We start from the raw sequence: 17,230 nt of genomic DNA, 5'->3' as shown, positions 1-17,230 counted from the left end.
AAACGACTATGCATATCACCCTGCGACAACTTGAAGTGTTTGCTGAGGTATTAAAAAGCGGCTCAACGACCCAGGCGTCTGTCATGCTGGCATTGTCGCAGTCGGCGGTGAGTGCGGCACTTACCGATCTGGAAGGGCAACTCGGCGTGCAACTGTTTGACCGTGTTGGTAAACGACTGGTGGTCAACGAACACGGGCGCTTGCTCTACCCACGGGCGCTGGCGCTACTTGAGCAAACGACCGAAATCGAACAGCTTTTCCGCGAAGATAATGGCGCTATCCGGGTTTATGCCAGTAGCACCATTGGCAACTATATTCTCCCTGCCATGATCGCCCGCTATCGGCATGATTTCCCCGATTTGCCGCTGGAGCTTAGCGTGGGCAACAGCCAGGACGTGATCAATGCGGTGCTGGATTTCCGGGTAGACATCGGGCTGATTGAAGGGCCGTGTCACAGTACGGAAATTATCTCTGAACCGTGGCTGGAAGACGAGCTGGTGGTGTTCGCCGCACCGTCGTCACCGCTTACAAAGGGACCCGTTACGCTGGAACAACTGGCTGCTTCGCCGTGGATCCTGCGTGAACGAGGATCGGGTACGCGTGAACTGGTGGATTACCTGCTGTTGTCTCATTTGCCGAGATTTCAGATGGCAATGGAGTTGGGTAACTCCGAGGCCATTAAGCATGCAGTGCGCCATGGCCTTGGGATCAGCTGTTTGTCACGGCGGGTCATTGCCGAGCAGTTACAGGCGGGAACGCTGAGCGAAGTTCCTGTGCCGCTTCCACGTTTGGTCCGCACGCTGTGGCGTGTTCATCATCGACAAAAACATATCTCCAATGCCATTACGCGCTTTTTGCACTACAGCGACCAGGTAGAGCAGGGGGAATAGGACGTTCACTGTCGTAGCGACTCCTTTTTGCATAATGGCGGTTACGTTTTAACCGCCTTGCACCCTCTATTTTCTGCTTTACTTATAATCCGCGGCCAGTCATGAAGGTCTCTTATAACAGCGCATTTGTGCCGGAAGAATGCCGTTTCGTCTGCTACAATCGCGCCTCATTTTTTGGATGGATAGCATTTTCACATGGTTTCCGAAACTAAAACCACAGAAGCGCCCACGCTACGTCGTGAACTGAAGGCGCGTCACCTGACGATGATTGCCATTGGAGGCTCCATCGGTACAGGTCTTTTCGTTGCATCTGGTGCAACTATTTCTGCAGCGGGTCCTGGCGGCGCGTTGTTCTCTTATATTCTGATCGGTCTGATGGTGTATTTCCTGATGACCAGCCTCGGTGAACTGGCGGCCTATATGCCGGTTTCTGGCTCGTTTTCCACCTACGGTCAGAACTACGTAGAAGAAGGCTTTGGCTTCGCGCTGGGCTGGAACTACTGGTACAACTGGGCGGTAACGATTGCCGTTGACCTGGTGGCCGCACAGCTGGTGATGAGCTGGTGGTTCCCGGACACGCCGGGTTGGATCTGGAGTGCGCTGTTCCTCGGCGTGATCTTCCTGCTGAACTACATTTCTGTTCGCGGATTTGGTGAAGCGGAATATTGGTTCTCACTGATCAAAGTTACCACCGTCATTATCTTCATCGTAGTTGGCGTAATGATGATTTTCGGTATCTTCAAAGGCGCTCAGCCGGTGGGCTGGAGCAACTGGACGACCGGTGATGCACCGTTTGCCGGTGGTTTTGCTGCGATGATTGGCGTGGCGATGATCGTCGGCTTCTCCTTCCAGGGGACGGAACTGATCGGTATCGCGGCAGGTGAATCTGAAGATCCTGAAAAGAACATTCCACGTGCGGTACGTCAGGTATTCTGGCGAATCCTGCTGTTCTATGTGTTCGCGATTTTGATTATCAGCCTGATTATTCCGTACACCGATCCGAGCCTGCTGCGCAACGATGTGAAAGACATCAGCGTTAGCCCGTTCACGTTGGTATTCCAGCATGCGGGTCTGCTGTCTGCGGCAGCGGTGATGAACGCAGTTATCCTGACGGCGGTGCTGTCTGCAGGTAACTCCGGGATGTACGCTTCCACGCGTATGCTTTACACCCTGGCATGTGACGGTAAAGCGCCACGTATTTTCGGTAAACTTTCTCGTGGCGGCGTACCGCGTAACGCGCTGTATGCGACCACCGTGGTGGCGGGGCTGTGCTTCCTGACCTCGATGTTTGGCAACCAGACCGTATACCTGTGGCTGCTGAATACTTCCGGGATGACGGGCTTTATCGCCTGGCTGGGGATCGCCATTAGCCACTATCGCTTCCGTCGCGGTTATGTACTGCAGGGCCACGATGTGAAGGATCTGCCGTACCGTTCTGGCTTCTTCCCGCTGGGTCCGATCTTCGCCTTTGTGCTGTGCCTGATTATCACTCTCGGCCAGAACTACGAAGCGTTCCTGAAAGACAGCATTGACTGGGGCGGCGTGATGGCTACCTATATTGGTATCCCGCTGTTCCTGATTATCTGGTTTGGCTATAAGCTGACCAAAGGAACCCATTTTGTTCGCTACAGCGAAATGAAATTCCCGGGTCGCGTGAAGAAATAACAGTATAAAAAGCATAACAAAAACCCCGGCATGATGAGTGCCGGGGTTTTTTATTGCGTCAGACTTAGAAGCTGTAAGTCATGCCAACAGTGTAACGACGACCATCGAGAACGGTGTCGTAGGTATCGTAATCGATTTGCTTATCCAGCACGTTATACACGCCAGCGGTCATCAACAGATCCTTGGTGGCATAGTAACGTAAACCCACATCGACCTGCGTATAGGACGGCGTACCCTGCGCCATGGAAGTACGGCTCAGGTATTCAGACGTTTTTCCACGCAGATTCAGGCGGCTCCAGAAACCGAGATCCTGCGTGGCCTGCCAGTCCAGCGTCGTGTTAAACATATGCTTTGGCATTTTGTTCAACGGCTGGCCGGAGAACTGACCGCTTTTCTGCTCAGATTCCGTGTAGGTGTAGTTCGCAGTCCAGTTGACGTCAGAGGTTATTTTCCAGCCGAAGGTGGATTCTACGCCACGCATATTGGCTTTATCGACGTTAACGCGATCGCTGACGAAGTCATAATGGGTATTGCCGATGGTGCAGGCCGGATCGGAACTGCTGTTACAACGGCGCACTTCAGTGATTTTGTTCTTGAAGTCGGTATTGAACAGGGTGACGCCTGCGTTGAGGTTATCGCCGTTATCCCACAGTAAGCCGATTTCTTCGCTGAGGCTTTTCTCCGGCTTCAGGTCCGGGTTGCCGACAATGATTCCGTTCAGACGACCGCCACCGGTGACCTGTCCCCAGTTTGCTGATGACTGGCGCAGGTCTGGCGCACGGTAGCCCGCCGAAACGCCGCCTTTTAAGGTCCATTGATCGCTCAGATGCCATACGCCATAGCCGCGTGGCGTCCAGTTGTCACCGTAGTTCTCATCTTTATCCATACGCAGACCGCCGGTCAGCGAGAAGGTATCGGTAACGGCCCATTCATCTTCAGCAAACAACGCCCAGCTCCAGCGGGTCAATTTGTTCAGCCCATCAGCCGCTTGCAGCTGGTTGCCGTTATCACGCAGTTTCTCATAACGGTATTGCCCACCTAGCGTCAGGGTATGCGCCCCAAGGAAGACCTGGTTCTGGCTATTGAAAATCGTATTGTAAGACTTCATTTTGCGACCCGGGTTTTCGCTCTCTTCCTGCTGGACATAGCTGGTGGAGTTGAAGTCATCGTAATAACCGCTATGGGTTAAAGAATACGTCGTGTGCAAATACTTGCTTTCGCTTTTGCTGTTCGGCTTACAGCTTCCGTTACGACAGTTTTCCTCAGCCATAGATTTGCCTGGGGTACTGTCGCGATCCTGCAATTCACGTGCGTAATCGAAATCGATATCGTTTTTATCGTCTGGCGTAAAGTTCAGGGTTAAGCCCCCGTTACGCATACGCTGTTCATTGTAGCCATTGAGGATTTTATCTTCCGCCCGATGGGAGAATAACCCGGTCACCTTCGCGCCAAGTAATCCGTCAATCAGTGGCCCAGACGCATAGGCGTTGGTCTGGTAAATATCGCCGGAGTCTCTGTCTTCCTGGAAAGTGGCATCGCCGTGCAGAGAACCGGTCCAGGCTTTGGTATTCGACACTTTCTTGGTGATGACGTTAATGACACCGCCCATCGCGTCGGAGCCGTACAGGGATGACATCGGGCCACGGATGACTTCGATACGCTCGATGGATTCAAGCGGCGGCAGCCAACCTTGTTCAATACCTGAGTTGTCGCTATTAGGACGTGTGCCGCGGGTGCTGATGCGTTTACCGTTGACCAGGAAGAGCGTGTATTGCGAAGCCATACCGCGAATACTGATATCGCTGCTGCTCCCCCCGCCGGTGACGACGACGCCAGGGACATCTTTTAGCGCATCGGTGACATCGCGATAGGCTTTGTCCTCAATCTGCTGCTTGGTAATAACAGATATCGAAGCCGGGGCATCCTGAATTTTCTGCTCAAAGCCGGTAGCGGTAACGACCACGGTATCTTGTTCAGCGGCATGGCCGAGTGATGGGAGACTGGCGACGCATACTGCGGCAGCTACAGCCTTAACGTGAGGTATAGTCATTTGTATCATTCCATTTAAATGAATCAAACTGCGCGTCATGTGAAAGGCCATGACAAATGTATGTATTTGTCTTTTAAGGACTCTTTTCAGTAAAGAAGCGGGGGGATTGTACAAAAGTATGAATATTTGTAAACACAAATGATAATAGAAATCATTTGTGTTTGATGTGATTTGGGGTGAAATGCTTTTTTAATCAATAAGATAGTGAAGGAAGAAAAAAGGAGAAAAAGTGAAGGAATGATGGAGGGATGAAGAAGATGGACACCTTTTTGACGCTGAAAGAACCCAACCGAAAGACAGCGGCGATGGCGCCACTGTCCTGTTATGGTTGGCTTATAGTCTATGGAATTTGGCGAGTAAGGCCAGTGACAAGGTGGTTAACAGGATTGCGATCACGGCATAGAGATAGACTCCAGACCACTCCCAGTTGTTCTTCACTAATATCACCGGTACGCCTGCTAACGCCGCGCCGACATAGCTAAACAATCCGCGGAAGCCAGTTATCGATCCCGCCGCATCTTTGTGAGTGACGTCCAGACAACCTACGGCAAAAAGCATATGCGGCCCGTACAGGGCGAAACCCATAATGGTGAAGAGAATGGCCGTAATGGTATATGAGGTATCCTGAACCAGTGGGATTAAGGTAATACATACGCACAGCATTAATGCGAATATTAAGCCTGTCATCCAGCGGTTACTTTTAAACATAAAGTCAGATAAGTAACCCGCCAGTAGCCCTCCGGCAAGTCCACCGGCTTCAAACCACGAGATAATGGAGTTGGCTTTAATCAGACTCCAGCCATGCACCTGAGAATAGTAAATTTGCGGCCAGTCATTGAGGATGGTGCGGGCAATATAAACGGACATATCGCCAATGATAATAATCCACACTAATGGGTTAATCAGGATATATTTGACGAAAATCTGCCAAAAGGAGAGATTTACCGGACTGGCTTTCACTTGGGCAAGCTCTGTTGGATCCTTACGCCATTCGCCAACGTTAGGCAAACCTAAGGTCCCGGGACGGTCTTTAATCGTAAAGAGCGCTACGAGCCCCATCAGCAAGGAGATTGCGCCCGGTACATAAAAACCCATTTTCCAGCTACCGCTCCAGACAATCGCGAAACTTGTCAGCAGTGGGGCGAGACTCCCGCCAATATTATGCGCCGCTTCAACGACCGCCCACCAACGTCCGCGTTCATTCTTGGAAAACCAGGATGCCATGATCTTTGCCATTGGTGGAAAACTGGTGCCCTGGAGGATAGCATTGAGGCTGTACAACACATAAAACGCGGCAACGCTGTCGGAAAAACCAAACAGAATATTAACGATCCCCACGCCAATGAGCACCGGGCCGGTCATGGCTTTCGGATTGATTTTATCAACCAGCATGCCGCCAACAAACTTCATTGAGCCATACAGGATGTAAAACAGTGAAGACATGATGGCAAAATCTTCTGCGGTCAGAGTGGTATCTGACAGCATGGCCGGCATGGCGGCTGAGAAGTTTTTACGTGTTAAATAAAAGACCGCGTAAGAGATAAAAAACGAGGTAATAATCTCTATCCTGAATTTTTTGTAAGTATGGTCAATCTCTTTTTTTTCTTTTACAACCGGCTTATCAGCCTGGCTGAATATAAATGATTTCAAGCTCATATGATCTTCCCTTCAGACAGTGCTTGTGGGGTTATAATTCATTTTCGATAAAGAACAAAAGCGACTCGAATCCGTGAAAATTAATCTGATTTGTAATTAAATTTCTGACCGCGGGTTTTGCTCGCCAGGCAATACCAGTGCCAGCATACGTGAGCATGGGAATATCGTTGGCGCCATCACCGCAGGCGATAATATTATGCTGAGGCATCTGCAGAGAGTCGGCAAGCATGGCCAATGTTTTTTGCTTATTTTCTGCATTCATAATTGGCGCGGAAATATTATCTGTCAGCATGCCATTCCTGACTTCAACGGTATTTGAAAATATATAGTCCAACTGATATTTCTGTTGTAAGCGGTGGGTGAAAATATCCAGTCCGCCGGAAATGATCGCTGTTTTAAATCCTTTCTGCTTGAGGAATGGCAAAATGGTGGTAATGCCGGGAGAGGCCGTCATCCGATCGCATACGGCATTAATGACATGGATGTGTGTCCCTTTTAACATTCCGATGCGCTGGGTGAAACTGTTATTGAAATCCAGTTTTCCTTCCATCGCTTGCTGCGTCAGTTTCGTTATCCGATCGGTGATGCCTAGCGCGCGGGCAATCTCATCCACACCTTCTTCCTCGATAAACGTCGAGTCCATGTCAAAGGCGATGATCCCGTTAATCGGGATGATTTGCGGTTTTAGGAAAAAATCAAATTGCTGAGTGAACGATGTAGCCCTTAGTTTCTTGTATATGTCATCGGTGAATATTTCATCGGGTATTGATAATTTTAAATACGGTTTATTGAATGCGGCTATAGATAATTGTTCCAGTGCGCACGGATATTGTTTGGTCTCGGTATTTAGAAATGTATTGTGCAGCCATGCCTGAAGTTTTTCAGGATCTTTTGCACTAATAAAATAAATAATTGCCATTATGTCACTCCTGTAAATTAAGGTTATTTTAATAGTAGGGGGTGACGATTGAATCCTGCTTTATCACAGATGTGAATGTTAAAAAAAAGATAAAATAGTATTGTTTTTTATACCAAGAAATAAACAAAGTCTGAAAGGTATCATTTTTGATATACGCGTCACGGTCTGTTGTTACTGGCGGTATATTCTATTTTAACTAACAGGGATGGGTCTAAAATGGAAAGTTGTATTGATATTTTTAAAGTCGTCATAGGGCCTTCCAGTTCAAGAACAGTAGGGCCAATGCGTGCCGCGTTTAACTTCATTTCACAATTAAAGCTACAGGAGATCTTACCGCTAACGCGAGAAATCGAGGTTGAGCTATACGGCGCGCTCTCATTAAGCCGCAAGTGTCATAACGTTGATATCGCTCTTTATCTGGGGCTGTTGGGCAATCAGCCGGATGATGTTGATTTACTCCAGCAGATGGATCTCATTAAACGTGCTGAACAGGACGGCACCCTGACGCTTTCTCCTTCAGTTACCGTGACGGTCGCGATTAAGCCGAATCAACAACCGCATTCTGGCCATCCCTATGCGATGACGTTTCGTGCCAGGGATGATTATTTTACGTTGTATGAAGAAACATGGTTTTCAACCGGCGCCGGCCAGGTTCGCAAACCCGGCGAGCCGCCGCCCGAGAGAGCCGCGCAAAAAAACGCATTTCCTTTTGCGTTTCAAAATGCCGCGCAGCTGCAGGAACTGTGTCAGCGTAATGGACTATCCGTTGCGGCATTAATGATGAAAAATGAATTACAGGTGCATTCCCAGGCGGCGTTGCATGACTATTTCGCGTACGTTTGGGCGATAATGCAGCAGGCCGTCCATCGTGGTCTGCATACTGAAGGCCTACTGCCAGGCTCGTATCAGGTGCCGCGCAGGGCCTGCTCGCTCTATAAATTACTGGCAATGAAACCCTCTGCTAACGACTTTCTCACCAACCTCAACTGGGTGAATGCGTTTGCGATTGCCGTCAGCGAGGAAAACGCCGCTGGAGGGCGAGTGGTGACCGCGCCGACCAATGGTGCGAGCGGTATCATCCCTGCGGTCCTCAGTTGGTACGATAAGTTTGTCTGTAAGTTGGATAGCGCATCGGTTATCCGCTTTTTCCTCACCGCTGGCGCCATCGCGCTACTGTTCAAACAAAACGCGTCTATTTTAGGTTCTGAGGTTGGGTGTCAGGGAGAGATCGGCGTGGCCAGTTCGATGGCCGCAGCCGGATTAGCGGAACTGATGGGGGCGTCAGTTGCTCAGGTGCTGAATGCCGCAGAAATCACCATGGAGCACCATCTCGGACTGACCTGCGATCCGGTTGGCGGGCAGGTACAAATTCCCTGCGTCGAACGAAACGCGATTTCGTCCGTAAAAGCGATTAACGCCGCAACGATGGCGATGAGCCGTGTCAGCGAGCCATGCGTTTCGCTCGATGAGGTGATTGCCGCCATGTATGAAACGGGTAAAGACATGAGCGCGAAGTACCGTGAGACGTATCACGGCTGCCTTGGGAAAATTCAGCCCAAAAATCGGGGAGGGCGGCATGAAATATAACACCATGAATAATGATGAAATCATCTTGTCATTATGCGCTCGTATCAGAGAAACGCGGATTTCTCTGGCGCTAACGCAGCAGCAACTTGCTGACCGCGCACAGGTCGGCATTGCGACCATTAAACGCATTGAGAAAGGCGGCGGCCTCAATCTGGACACGCTTATCTCCCTGTTGCGTGCACTGAATAAGTTGCATCACCTGGATGCAATCTTATTCGAGTCTGAAGTGCGTAATTTTAACGAAGGTTATGAAGGCGGTGAGAGCGTGGGGCGATTACAGGTACGCCAACAGGCGGCCGATCTAAATCGTAAAGCGTCCGCGCCGCAGTCAGAAGAGATGAGCTACAGCGCGGCAATAGAAAAGACGCTTTACTGGTGATCACTTCAGCAAATACTGGGCATGAAAGCGCAGGTGATCCTCAATAAACGACGCAATAAAGTAATAGCTGTGGTCGTAACCTGGCTGGATACGCAGTGTCATTGGCCATGCGGTTTGACGGGCTATTTCGGCCAGCACTGCGGGCTGCAACTGATCGGCAAGAAACTGATCGCTGTCTCCTTGATCAATTAGCGTCGGAATCGCGTCAGTGGGCTTACTGGCCAGCATTAACGCGCAGCTATCCCACTCAGCCCATTGTGTTTTATCTTCACCCAGATAAGCGCTAAAAGCCTTCTCGCCCCACGGAACGCGACAAGGGTTTACGATCGGCGCAAAGGCTGAAACGCTGGTGTATCTCCCGGGATTTTTCAGCGCCATAATCAATGCGCCGTGACCGCCCATGGAGTGTCCGCTGATGGCGCAGCGATCGCTGACATTAAACTGCGAATGAATCAGTGCCGGAAGCTCATCACGCAGATAGTCATACATGCGAAAATGCGTTGCCCATGGCTGCTGAGTGGCATTGAGGTAAAATCCCGCGCCCTGGCCTAAATCGTAGCCATCATCGTTGGCAACCTGCTCGCCGCGCGGGCTGGTGTCTGGCATCACCAGGACAATGCCGAGCTCAGCCGCGATGCGCTGTGCGCCGGCTTTGGTGGTGAAGTTTTCATCATTGCAGGTCAGGCCCGACAGCCAGTACAGCACCGGAGGCGGGGCGTTATCGCGGGGTGGTGGAAGAAAAATACTGAAGGTCATGGCGCAATTTAACGTGGTGGAGTCGTGACGCCAGCGTTGCTGCCAGCCTTCAAAACAGCGGTGCTCTTCAAGCATTTCCATGCGTGGCTCCTTGTTGTGTTGAACCTGTATGTGTTTGCGAACTCACCATAATACAGATTATTCATTGCACTGTGAGTAACTTTCACTTCCGCATTGAGCAAACATACTTCATCATCTATATAACTTTACATTAACACTCGACGTCACCGGGCTGAACAGAAAGTGAAGTTGCTACAGCTGAAAGGCTGTGCCAATTTCAATAATTATCGCGGTGAATACTGGATTATGTGCGCCGCCTCACGCACAATGTTCTGGCTGTGATACAGCCTAAAAACTTTGCCCCATGCAGGGCAGAGGCGCCCCACCTGCAGGAGAAGAAGAAATGTCATCACTCAGTAAAGAAGCGGCACTGGTTCATGAAGCGCTGGTTGCGCGTGGTCTCGAAACCCCGCTGCGCCCGCCCGTGCAAGAGATGGATAACGAAACACGCAAACGTCTTATCTCTGGCCATATGACCGAGATTATGCAATTGCTCAATCTCGATTTGAGCGATGACAGTCTGATGGAAACTCCGCATCGCATTGCGAAAATGTATGTCGATGAGATTTTCTCCGGCCTCGATTACGCCAACTTCCCGAAAATCACCGTCATTGAAAATAAAATGAAGGTGGACGAGATGGTCACGGTCCGCGATATTACGCTGACCAGCACCTGCGAACACCACTTTGTCACTATCGATGGCAAAGCGACGGTGGCGTATATTCCGAAAGATTCGGTTATTGGTCTGTCGAAGATTAACCGCATTGTGCAGTTCTTCGCCCAGCGCCCACAGGTACAGGAACGCCTGACCCAGCAAATTCTCACCGCGCTGCAAACGCTGCTCGGGACGAATAATGTGGCGGTGTCGATTGATGCGGTGCATTACTGTGTGAAAGCGCGCGGCATTCGTGATGCGACCAGTGCGACCACCACCACTTCTCTTGGTGGATTGTTTAAGTCAAGCCAGAACACGCGTCAGGAATTCCTGCGCGCAGTACGTCATCACAACTGATTAGGGCAGGAACCATGGAGCGTAATGTCACGCTGGATTTTATTCGTGGCGTCGCCATTCTTGGTATCCTGCTTCTCAATATTAGCGCCTTTGGCTTGCCAAAGGCGGCATACCTCAATCCTGCCTGGTATGGCGACATCACCTTATCCGATGCCTGGACCTGGGCGCTGCTCGATCTCTTTGCGCAGGTAAAATTCCTCACGCTGTTTGCGCTGCTGTTCGGTGCCGGTTTGCAAATGCTGCTCCCACGCGGTAAACGCTGGATCCAGTCACGGCTTACGCTGCTGGTGTTATTGGGTTTTATTCACGGTTTACTCTTCTGGGATGGCGATATCCTGCTGGCATATGGCTTGATCGGCCTGATTTGCTGGCGGCTGATCCGGGATGCGCCGTCGGTAAAAAGCTTATTTAACACTGGTGTGCTGCTGTATCTGGTGGGCGTTGGCGTACTGCTGCTGTTGGGTGTGATCTCCGGGAGCGAAACCAGCCGCGCCTGGACGCCGGATGCTTCAGCGTTGCTGTATGAAAAATACTGGAAAGTGAACGGCGGAATGGAAGCAATCAGCAATCGCGTGGATATGATGTCCAATAGCTTGCTGGCGTTGGGTGCTCAGTACGGCTGGCAACTGGCGGGGATGATGCTGCTCGGCGCGGCATTAATGCGCAGCGGTTGGCTAAAAGGGCAGTACAGTTTGCAACACTATCGACGTACCGGCGTGCTGCTGGTCATTATTGGGATGGCGATCAACCTGCCTGCTATCATCGCTCAGTGGAATCTGGACTGGGCCTACCGCTGGTGTGCTTTCCTGTTACAAGCCCCGCGAGAGCTGGGAGCGCCGATGCAGACCATTGGTTACGCCGCGCTGATGTACGGTTTCTGGCCGCAGCTTAGCCGTTTAAAATGGGTCATTGCCGTCGCCTGTGTGGGACGCATGGCATTAACCAACTATCTGTTACAAACCTTAATCTGTACCACGCTGTTCTATCAATTCGGCTTATTTATGAAATTCGACCGACTGGAGCTGCTGTATTTCGTCATCCCGGTCTGGGTCATTAACTTACTTTTCTCCGTGATATGGCTACGTTATTACCGCCAGGGCCCGGTGGAATGGCTGTGGCGTCAATTAACCCTGCGTGCTGCAGGGACATCATTACCGCGAACATCCAGATAACGATCTGGATCACATTCATTAACAAAATGGATGTAAGCGCTTTCATTCCTGTGACATCACTCACGCAGTCCGTTTCATTGTGCTGACAAAATACCCAGCCTGGGGTGTCTGTGGGCAGCCGCAATCTAAAACAGGGCAGTGAATATGGTAACCATTCGTGATGTGGCACGGCAGTCTGGCGTTTCTGTAGCGACCGTTTCCCGCGTACTGAACAACAGTGCGCTGGTGAGTCCCGATACGCGTGAAGCGGTAATGAAAGCAGTCACTCAGCTTGGCTATCGACCTAATGCCAACGCACAAGCGCTGGCGACGCAGGTAAGCGACACGATTGGTGTTGTCGTCATGGATGTATCAGATGCGTTTTTTGGCGCGCTGGTAAAAGCCGTGGATATGGTTGCCCAACAGCATCAGAAGTATGTCCTGATTGGCAACAGCTACCATGAGGCGGAAAAAGAACGTCATGCCATTGAGGTGTTGATTCGCCAACGCTGTAACGCATTGATTGTACACTCTAAAGCACTGAGCGATCGGGAACTGGCCGAGTTTATGGATCAAATTCCCGGCATGGTGCTTATCAATCGCCTGGTACCGGGTTACGCCCACCGTTGCGTCTGCCTGGATAACATCAGCGGCGCTAAAATGGCGACCCGTATGTTGCTGAATAATGGTCATCAACGCATCGGTTATCTGGCATCAAGCCATCGCATTGAAGATGACACCATGCGCAAAGAAGGGTGGTTAACTGCTCTGAAAGAGCAGGGGATTGTTGCGGCAGAAAGCTGGGTCGGCACCGGTTCGCCCGATATGCAGGGCGGAGAGTCTGCGATGGTGGAACTGCTGGGGCGCAATTTACAACTGACGGCAGTCTTCGCTTATAACGACAATATGGCCGCTGGCGCGCTGACCGCGCTAAAAGATAACGGTATCGCTATTCCATTACACCTTTCAATCATTGGCTTCGATGATATTCCCATCGCGCGTTACACCGATCCGCAGCTAACCACCGTGCGCTATCCCATTGCCTCTATGGCAAAAATGGCGACGGAGCTTGCACTACAGGGCGCGGCTGGCACGTTGGATCCGCAGGCGACGCATTGCTTTATGCCGACGCTGGTACGTCGCCATTCAGTGGCGCTGCGGCAGAATGCGGCACCGATCACTAACTTATAACGCAGCGCGATGTAACCGCTTTCAATATGTGAGTAAATTCACAGTATATTAACAATGCGATAGCTATGATGACACTGTTTGTTGCGCTGTAACTACTATGTAGCGGTGAATAATCACTTTCATCGAGGTATAGCTGCCTTAAACGATAATTAAAGCCTGTTTTGGGAGCGTTGCCAGACACGGAAGAAATATTTTTAAAAGTGAGCTTCGGCGTTCAGTAACACTTCAGTAACGTTCTGCCTGCCGAGCATTTATCTCAAGTACTACCCTGCATAATAAAACCGGAGATACCATGAATAAGAAGGTGTTGACCCTGTCTGCTGTAATGGCAAGCATGTTATTCGGCGCGGCTGCGCACGCTGCTGATACCCGTATTGGTGTGACTATCTATAAGTATGACGATAACTTTATGTCAGTGGTACGTAAGGCTATTGAAAAAGATGCCAAAGCGGCGCCAGATGTACAACTGCTGATGAACGACTCGCAGAACGACCAGTCCAAACAAAACGATCAGATCGACGTGCTGCTGGCAAAAGGCGTTAAAGCACTGGCGATTAACCTGGTTGACCCGGCAGCTGCAGGCACGGTCATTGAAAAAGCACGCGGACAGAACGTACCGATCGTGTTCTTCAACAAAGAACCTTCTCGCAAGGCGCTGGACAGCTATGACAAAGCGTATTACGTCGGTACTGACTCTAAAGAGTCCGGTATTATTCAGGGTGATTTGATTGCCAAACACTGGGCAGCTAACCCGAACTGGGACCTGAACAAAGACGGCAAAATTCAGTTTGTTCTGCTGAAAGGCGAACCGGGACACCCGGATGCTGAAGCACGTACTACTTACGTGATTAAAGAGCTGAACGACAAAGGCATTAAAACTGAGCAACTGCAGTTAGATACTGCAATGTGGGATACCGCTCAGGCGAAAGATAAGATGGATGCGTGGATGTCCGGTCCGAACGCGAACAAAATTGAAGTGGTTATCGCCAACAACGATGCGATGGCAATGGGCGCAGTTGAAGCGTTGAAGGCACACAATAAAACCAGCGTACCGGTATTTGGCGTGGATGCCCTGCCTGAAGCACTGGCGCTGGTGAAATCTGGCGCTATGGCCGGTACCGTGCTGAACGATGCTAATAACCAGGCGAAAGCCACCTTTGATCTGGCGAAAAACCTGGCTGATGGCAAAGGTGCGGCAGATGGCACTAACTGGAAAATTGAGAACAAGATTGTTCGCGTTCCGTACGTAGGTGTCGATAAAGATAATCTGGCCGAGTTCACCAATAAGTAAATACTCCGTCTGTGGGCGCAATTTCATTGCGCCCTTAATAACGCACTCTGCAAGGCCAACAAGGTATAATTATGGTCAGCACACATACTCAGTCGTCAGGCGAATACTTGTTGGAAATGACCGGCATCAACAAGTCCTTCCCCGGCGTTAAGGCGCTTGATAATGTCAATTTAAAAGTCCGCCCGCATTCTATTCACGCCTTAATGGGGGAGAATGGCGCGGGGAAATCAACATTATTGAAATGTCTTTTCGGCATCTATCAAAAAGATTCCGGCAGTATTTTATTTCAGGGTAAAGAAATCGACTTTCATTCTGCTAAGGAAGCGCTTGAGAATGGTATTTCGATGGTACACCAGGAATTAAACCTGGTATTACAACGCTCTGTGATGGACAACATGTGGCTGGGACGCTATCCCACCAAAGGCATGTTTGTCGATCAGGAAAAAATGTACCGCGATACCAAAGCGATATTTGATGAACTGGATATTGATATCGATCCGCGTGCGCGCGTCGGCACATTATCCGTTTCACAAATGCAGATGATTGAAATTGCGAAGGCGTTCTCCTATGACGCCAAAATCGTCATCATGGATGAACCAACGTCATCGTTAACCGAGAAAGAAGTTAATCATCTGTTCACTATCATCCGTAAGCTGAAAGAGCGTGGATGCGGTATTGTTTATATTTCTCACAAAATGGAAGAAATCTTCCAGCTGTGTGATGAAATTACCGTACTACGCGACGGCCAGTGGATTGCGACCCAGCCGCTGGAAGGGCTGGATATGGATAAGATCATCGCCATGATGGTTGGGCGTTCACTGAACCAACGTTTTCCGGATAAAGAAAACAAACCTGGTGAAGTCATTCTGCAAGTGCGTAACCTGACCTCGCTGCGTCAGCCGTCGATTCGTGATATCTCGTTTGATTTACACAAAGGGGAAATTCTCGGGATTGCCGGTCTGGTCGGCGCAAAACGCACGGATATTGTTGAAACGCTTTTTGGTATTCGTGAGAAATCATCGGGTACGATTACGCTACATGGCAAAAAGATTAATAACCACAGTGCAAATGAAGCCATCAACCATGGTTTTGCGCTGGTCACGGAAGAGCGCCGCTCAACCGGTATTTATGCGTATCTGGACATTGGTTTTAACTCGTTAATTTCTAATATCCAAAATTACAAAAACAAAGTCGGGCTGTTGGATAATTCCCGCATGAAGAGTGACACCCAGTGGGTAATTGACTCCATGAGGGTGAAAACACCGGGCCATCGTACGCAAATTGGTTCACTTTCTGGCGGTAATCAGCAAAAGGTGGTTATTGGTCGTTGGTTATTAACGCAGCCAGAAATTCTGATGCTGGATGAACCGACGCGTGGAATCGATGTTGGCGCGAAATTTGAAATTTACCAGTTAATTGCCGAACTCGCGAAAAAGGATAAGGGGATTATTATTATTTCCTCTGAAATGCCGGAGCTGCTGGGTATTACCGATCGTATTCTGGTGATGAGCAATGGTCTCGTTGCCGGAATTGTTGACACTAAAACAACAACGCAAAACGAAATCCTCCGTCTTGCGTCTTTGCACCTTTAAGATTAGGGGCTCCTCATGAGTGCGTTAAATAAGAAAAGTTTTCTTACTTACCTGAAAGAAGGCGGAATTTACGTTGTTCTTTTGGTTTTGCTGGCGATTATTATTTTCCAGGATCCCACTTTCTTAAGCTTACTGAACCTGAGTAATATTCTCACGCAATCCTCGGTGCGTATTATTATCGCATTGGGTGTGGCTGGACTGATTGTTACCCAAGGGACCGACCTGTCGGCGGGGCGTCAGGTTGGCCTGGCGGCAGTGGTGGCAGCGACTTTGTTGCAGTCGATGGAGAATGCCAACAAGGTGTTCCCGGAAATGGCGACGATGCCGATCATTGTAGTGGTGCTGATTGTCTGCGTGATTGGTGCCATTATCGGTCTGGTGAACGGTATTATCATTGCTTACCTGAACGTGACGCCGTTTATTACCACCCTGGGTACGATGATTATCGTTTACGGGATCAACTCCCTGTACTACGACTTCGTCGGCGCATCGCCAATCTCTGGCTTTGACAGCGGATTTTCAACCTTTGCACAGGGCTTTATTGCACTGGGCAGTTTCCGACTCTCCTACATCACCTTCTACGCGCTGATTGCCGTGGCCTTTGTGTGGGTGCTGTGGAACAAGACCCGCTTCGGTAAAAACATTTTCGCCATCGGCGGAAACCCGGAAGCTGCGAAAGTGTCTGGGGTAAACGTTGCGCTGAACCTGTTGATTATCTATGCGTTGTCTGGCGTGTTCTATGCCTTCGGTGGTTTGTTGGAAGCCGGGCGTATCGGCTCGGCGACCAACAACCTCGGCTTTATGTATGAGCTGGATGCGATTGCGGCGTGCGTGGTTGGTGGCGTGTCGTTCAGCGGCGGGGTAGGTACCGTGTTTGGCGTGGTGACCGGTGTGATTATCTTCACCGTCATCAACTACGGTCTGACCTACATCGGCGTAAACCCTTACTGGCAGTATATTATCAAGGGCGGCATTATCATCTTCGCGGTCGCGCTGGACTCACTGAAGTACGCGCGTAAGAAGTAATCGTA

Annotated in this window: 14 protein-coding genes; 10 read left to right on the top strand and 4 right to left on the bottom strand. The window is 50.1% G+C overall.

Annotated features, from left to right (window positions below):
* Positions 1-8 precede the first annotated feature (8 nt).
* Complete coding sequence (yieE, locus tag WC1_RS08930; RefSeq protein ID WP_003840099.1) at positions 9-890, top strand: DNA-binding transcriptional regulator YeiE; 882 nt, start codon at positions 9-11, stop codon at positions 888-890.
* 195 nt (positions 891-1,085) lie between these two features.
* On the top strand, positions 1,086-2,555 hold the full coding sequence (gene lysP, locus WC1_RS08935) for a lysine-specific permease (RefSeq protein ID WP_003027419.1): 1,470 nt from the start codon (positions 1,086-1,088) through the stop codon (positions 2,553-2,555).
* Positions 2,556-2,619: 64 nt separating this feature from the next.
* On the opposite strand, the gene WC1_RS08940 is transcribed toward lysP, so the two are convergent.
* The 3 genes from WC1_RS08940 to serB form a co-directional block, all read right to left on the bottom strand.
* A complete protein-coding gene (locus WC1_RS08940; RefSeq protein WP_016150658.1) occupies positions 2,620-4,605 on the bottom strand; it encodes a ligand-gated channel protein in 1,986 nt (661 codons plus the stop codon).
* A 333-nt stretch (positions 4,606-4,938) separates the two neighbouring features.
* Entirely contained in the window at positions 4,939-6,261 is a 1,323-nt protein-coding gene (locus WC1_RS08945) for an MFS transporter (protein ID WP_016150657.1), read from the bottom strand.
* 31 nt (positions 6,262-6,292) lie between these two features.
* A complete protein-coding gene (gene serB / locus WC1_RS08950) occupies positions 6,293-7,180 on the bottom strand; it encodes a phosphoserine phosphatase SerB (protein WP_016150656.1) in 888 nt (295 codons plus the stop codon).
* 216 nt (positions 7,181-7,396) lie between these two features.
* Here serB and WC1_RS08955 point away from each other — a divergent pair, with 216 nt between their 5' ends.
* Entirely contained in the window at positions 7,397-8,767 is a 1,371-nt protein-coding gene (locus WC1_RS08955; protein WP_071599140.1) for an L-serine ammonia-lyase, read from the top strand.
* Positions 8,757-9,146: a helix-turn-helix domain-containing protein gene (locus tag WC1_RS08960; RefSeq protein ID WP_016150654.1), complete on the top strand. Its 390-nt coding sequence runs from the start codon at positions 8,757-8,759 to the stop codon at positions 9,144-9,146. Before WC1_RS08955 ends, WC1_RS08960 begins: the two co-directional genes overlap by 11 nt.
* Here the strand turns inward: WC1_RS08960 and fghA are convergent, their stop codons facing one another.
* Positions 9,147-9,983: an S-formylglutathione hydrolase gene (fghA, locus tag WC1_RS08965; RefSeq protein ID WP_003845184.1), complete on the bottom strand. Its 837-nt coding sequence runs from the start codon at positions 9,981-9,983 to the stop codon at positions 9,147-9,149.
* Positions 9,984-10,305: 322 nt separating this feature from the next.
* On the opposite strand from fghA, the gene folE reads away from it, so the two are divergent.
* From folE to mglC, 6 genes are all read left to right on the top strand, one after another.
* Entirely contained in the window at positions 10,306-10,974 is a 669-nt protein-coding gene (gene folE / locus WC1_RS08970) for a GTP cyclohydrolase I FolE (RefSeq protein ID WP_003027410.1), read from the top strand.
* A gap of 14 nt (positions 10,975-10,988) precedes the next feature.
* Positions 10,989-12,146, top strand: coding sequence for a DUF418 domain-containing protein YeiB (gene yeiB / locus WC1_RS08975; protein ID WP_003840115.1), 1,158 nt, complete (start codon positions 10,989-10,991; stop codon positions 12,144-12,146).
* A gap of 144 nt (positions 12,147-12,290) precedes the next feature.
* Positions 12,291-13,316: an HTH-type transcriptional regulator GalS gene (gene galS / locus WC1_RS08980; protein ID WP_003027402.1), complete on the top strand. Its 1,026-nt coding sequence runs from the start codon at positions 12,291-12,293 to the stop codon at positions 13,314-13,316.
* A 292-nt stretch (positions 13,317-13,608) separates the two neighbouring features.
* On the top strand, positions 13,609-14,607 hold the full coding sequence (gene mglB, locus WC1_RS08985) for a galactose/glucose ABC transporter substrate-binding protein MglB (protein ID WP_003027399.1): 999 nt from the start codon (positions 13,609-13,611) through the stop codon (positions 14,605-14,607).
* 71 nt (positions 14,608-14,678) lie between these two features.
* Positions 14,679-16,199 carry a galactose/methyl galactoside ABC transporter ATP-binding protein MglA gene (gene mglA, locus WC1_RS08990; RefSeq protein WP_003027396.1) on the top strand — a complete coding sequence of 507 codons (1,521 nt, stop codon included), beginning with the start codon at positions 14,679-14,681 and terminating at the stop codon, positions 16,197-16,199.
* Between the two features lie 15 nt (positions 16,200-16,214).
* Entirely contained in the window at positions 16,215-17,225 is a 1,011-nt protein-coding gene (gene mglC, locus WC1_RS08995; RefSeq protein ID WP_003027393.1) for a galactose/methyl galactoside ABC transporter permease MglC, read from the top strand.
* Positions 17,226-17,230 lie beyond the last annotated feature (5 nt).

Origin of the sequence: Citrobacter sp. KTE30, assembly GCF_000398825.1 — a bacterium.
Lineage (GTDB): Bacteria > Pseudomonadota > Gammaproteobacteria > Enterobacterales > Enterobacteriaceae > Citrobacter > Citrobacter freundii.
Note: the sequence above shows the minus strand (reverse complement) of the source record. Positions and strands in the feature narration are given on the sequence as shown.

Coding starts and splice junctions, on each gene's coding strand:
- WC1_RS08945 (WP_016150657.1), bottom strand. CDS start 6,261: ATGAGCTTGAAATCATTTATATTCAGCCAGGCTGATAAGCCGGTTGTA.
- folE (WP_003027410.1), top strand. CDS start 10,306: ATGTCATCACTCAGTAAAGAAGCGGCACTGGTTCATGAAGCGCTGGTT.
- WC1_RS08955 (WP_071599140.1), top strand. CDS start 7,397: ATGGAAAGTTGTATTGATATTTTTAAAGTCGTCATAGGGCCTTCCAGT.
- serB (WP_016150656.1), bottom strand. CDS start 7,180: ATGGCAATTATTTATTTTATTAGTGCAAAAGATCCTGAAAAACTTCAG.
- lysP (WP_003027419.1), top strand. CDS start 1,086: ATGGTTTCCGAAACTAAAACCACAGAAGCGCCCACGCTACGTCGTGAA.
- fghA (WP_003845184.1), bottom strand. CDS start 9,983: ATGGAAATGCTTGAAGAGCACCGCTGTTTTGAAGGCTGGCAGCAACGC.
- WC1_RS08960 (WP_016150654.1), top strand. CDS start 8,757: ATGAAATATAACACCATGAATAATGATGAAATCATCTTGTCATTATGC.
- mglA (WP_003027396.1), top strand. CDS start 14,679: ATGGTCAGCACACATACTCAGTCGTCAGGCGAATACTTGTTGGAAATG.
- galS (WP_003027402.1), top strand. CDS start 12,291: ATGGTAACCATTCGTGATGTGGCACGGCAGTCTGGCGTTTCTGTAGCG.
- WC1_RS08940 (WP_016150658.1), bottom strand. CDS start 4,605: ATGACTATACCTCACGTTAAGGCTGTAGCTGCCGCAGTATGCGTCGCC.
- yeiB (WP_003840115.1), top strand. CDS start 10,989: ATGGAGCGTAATGTCACGCTGGATTTTATTCGTGGCGTCGCCATTCTT.
- mglC (WP_003027393.1), top strand. CDS start 16,215: ATGAGTGCGTTAAATAAGAAAAGTTTTCTTACTTACCTGAAAGAAGGC.
- mglB (WP_003027399.1), top strand. CDS start 13,609: ATGAATAAGAAGGTGTTGACCCTGTCTGCTGTAATGGCAAGCATGTTA.
- yieE (WP_003840099.1), top strand. CDS start 9: ATGCATATCACCCTGCGACAACTTGAAGTGTTTGCTGAGGTATTAAAA.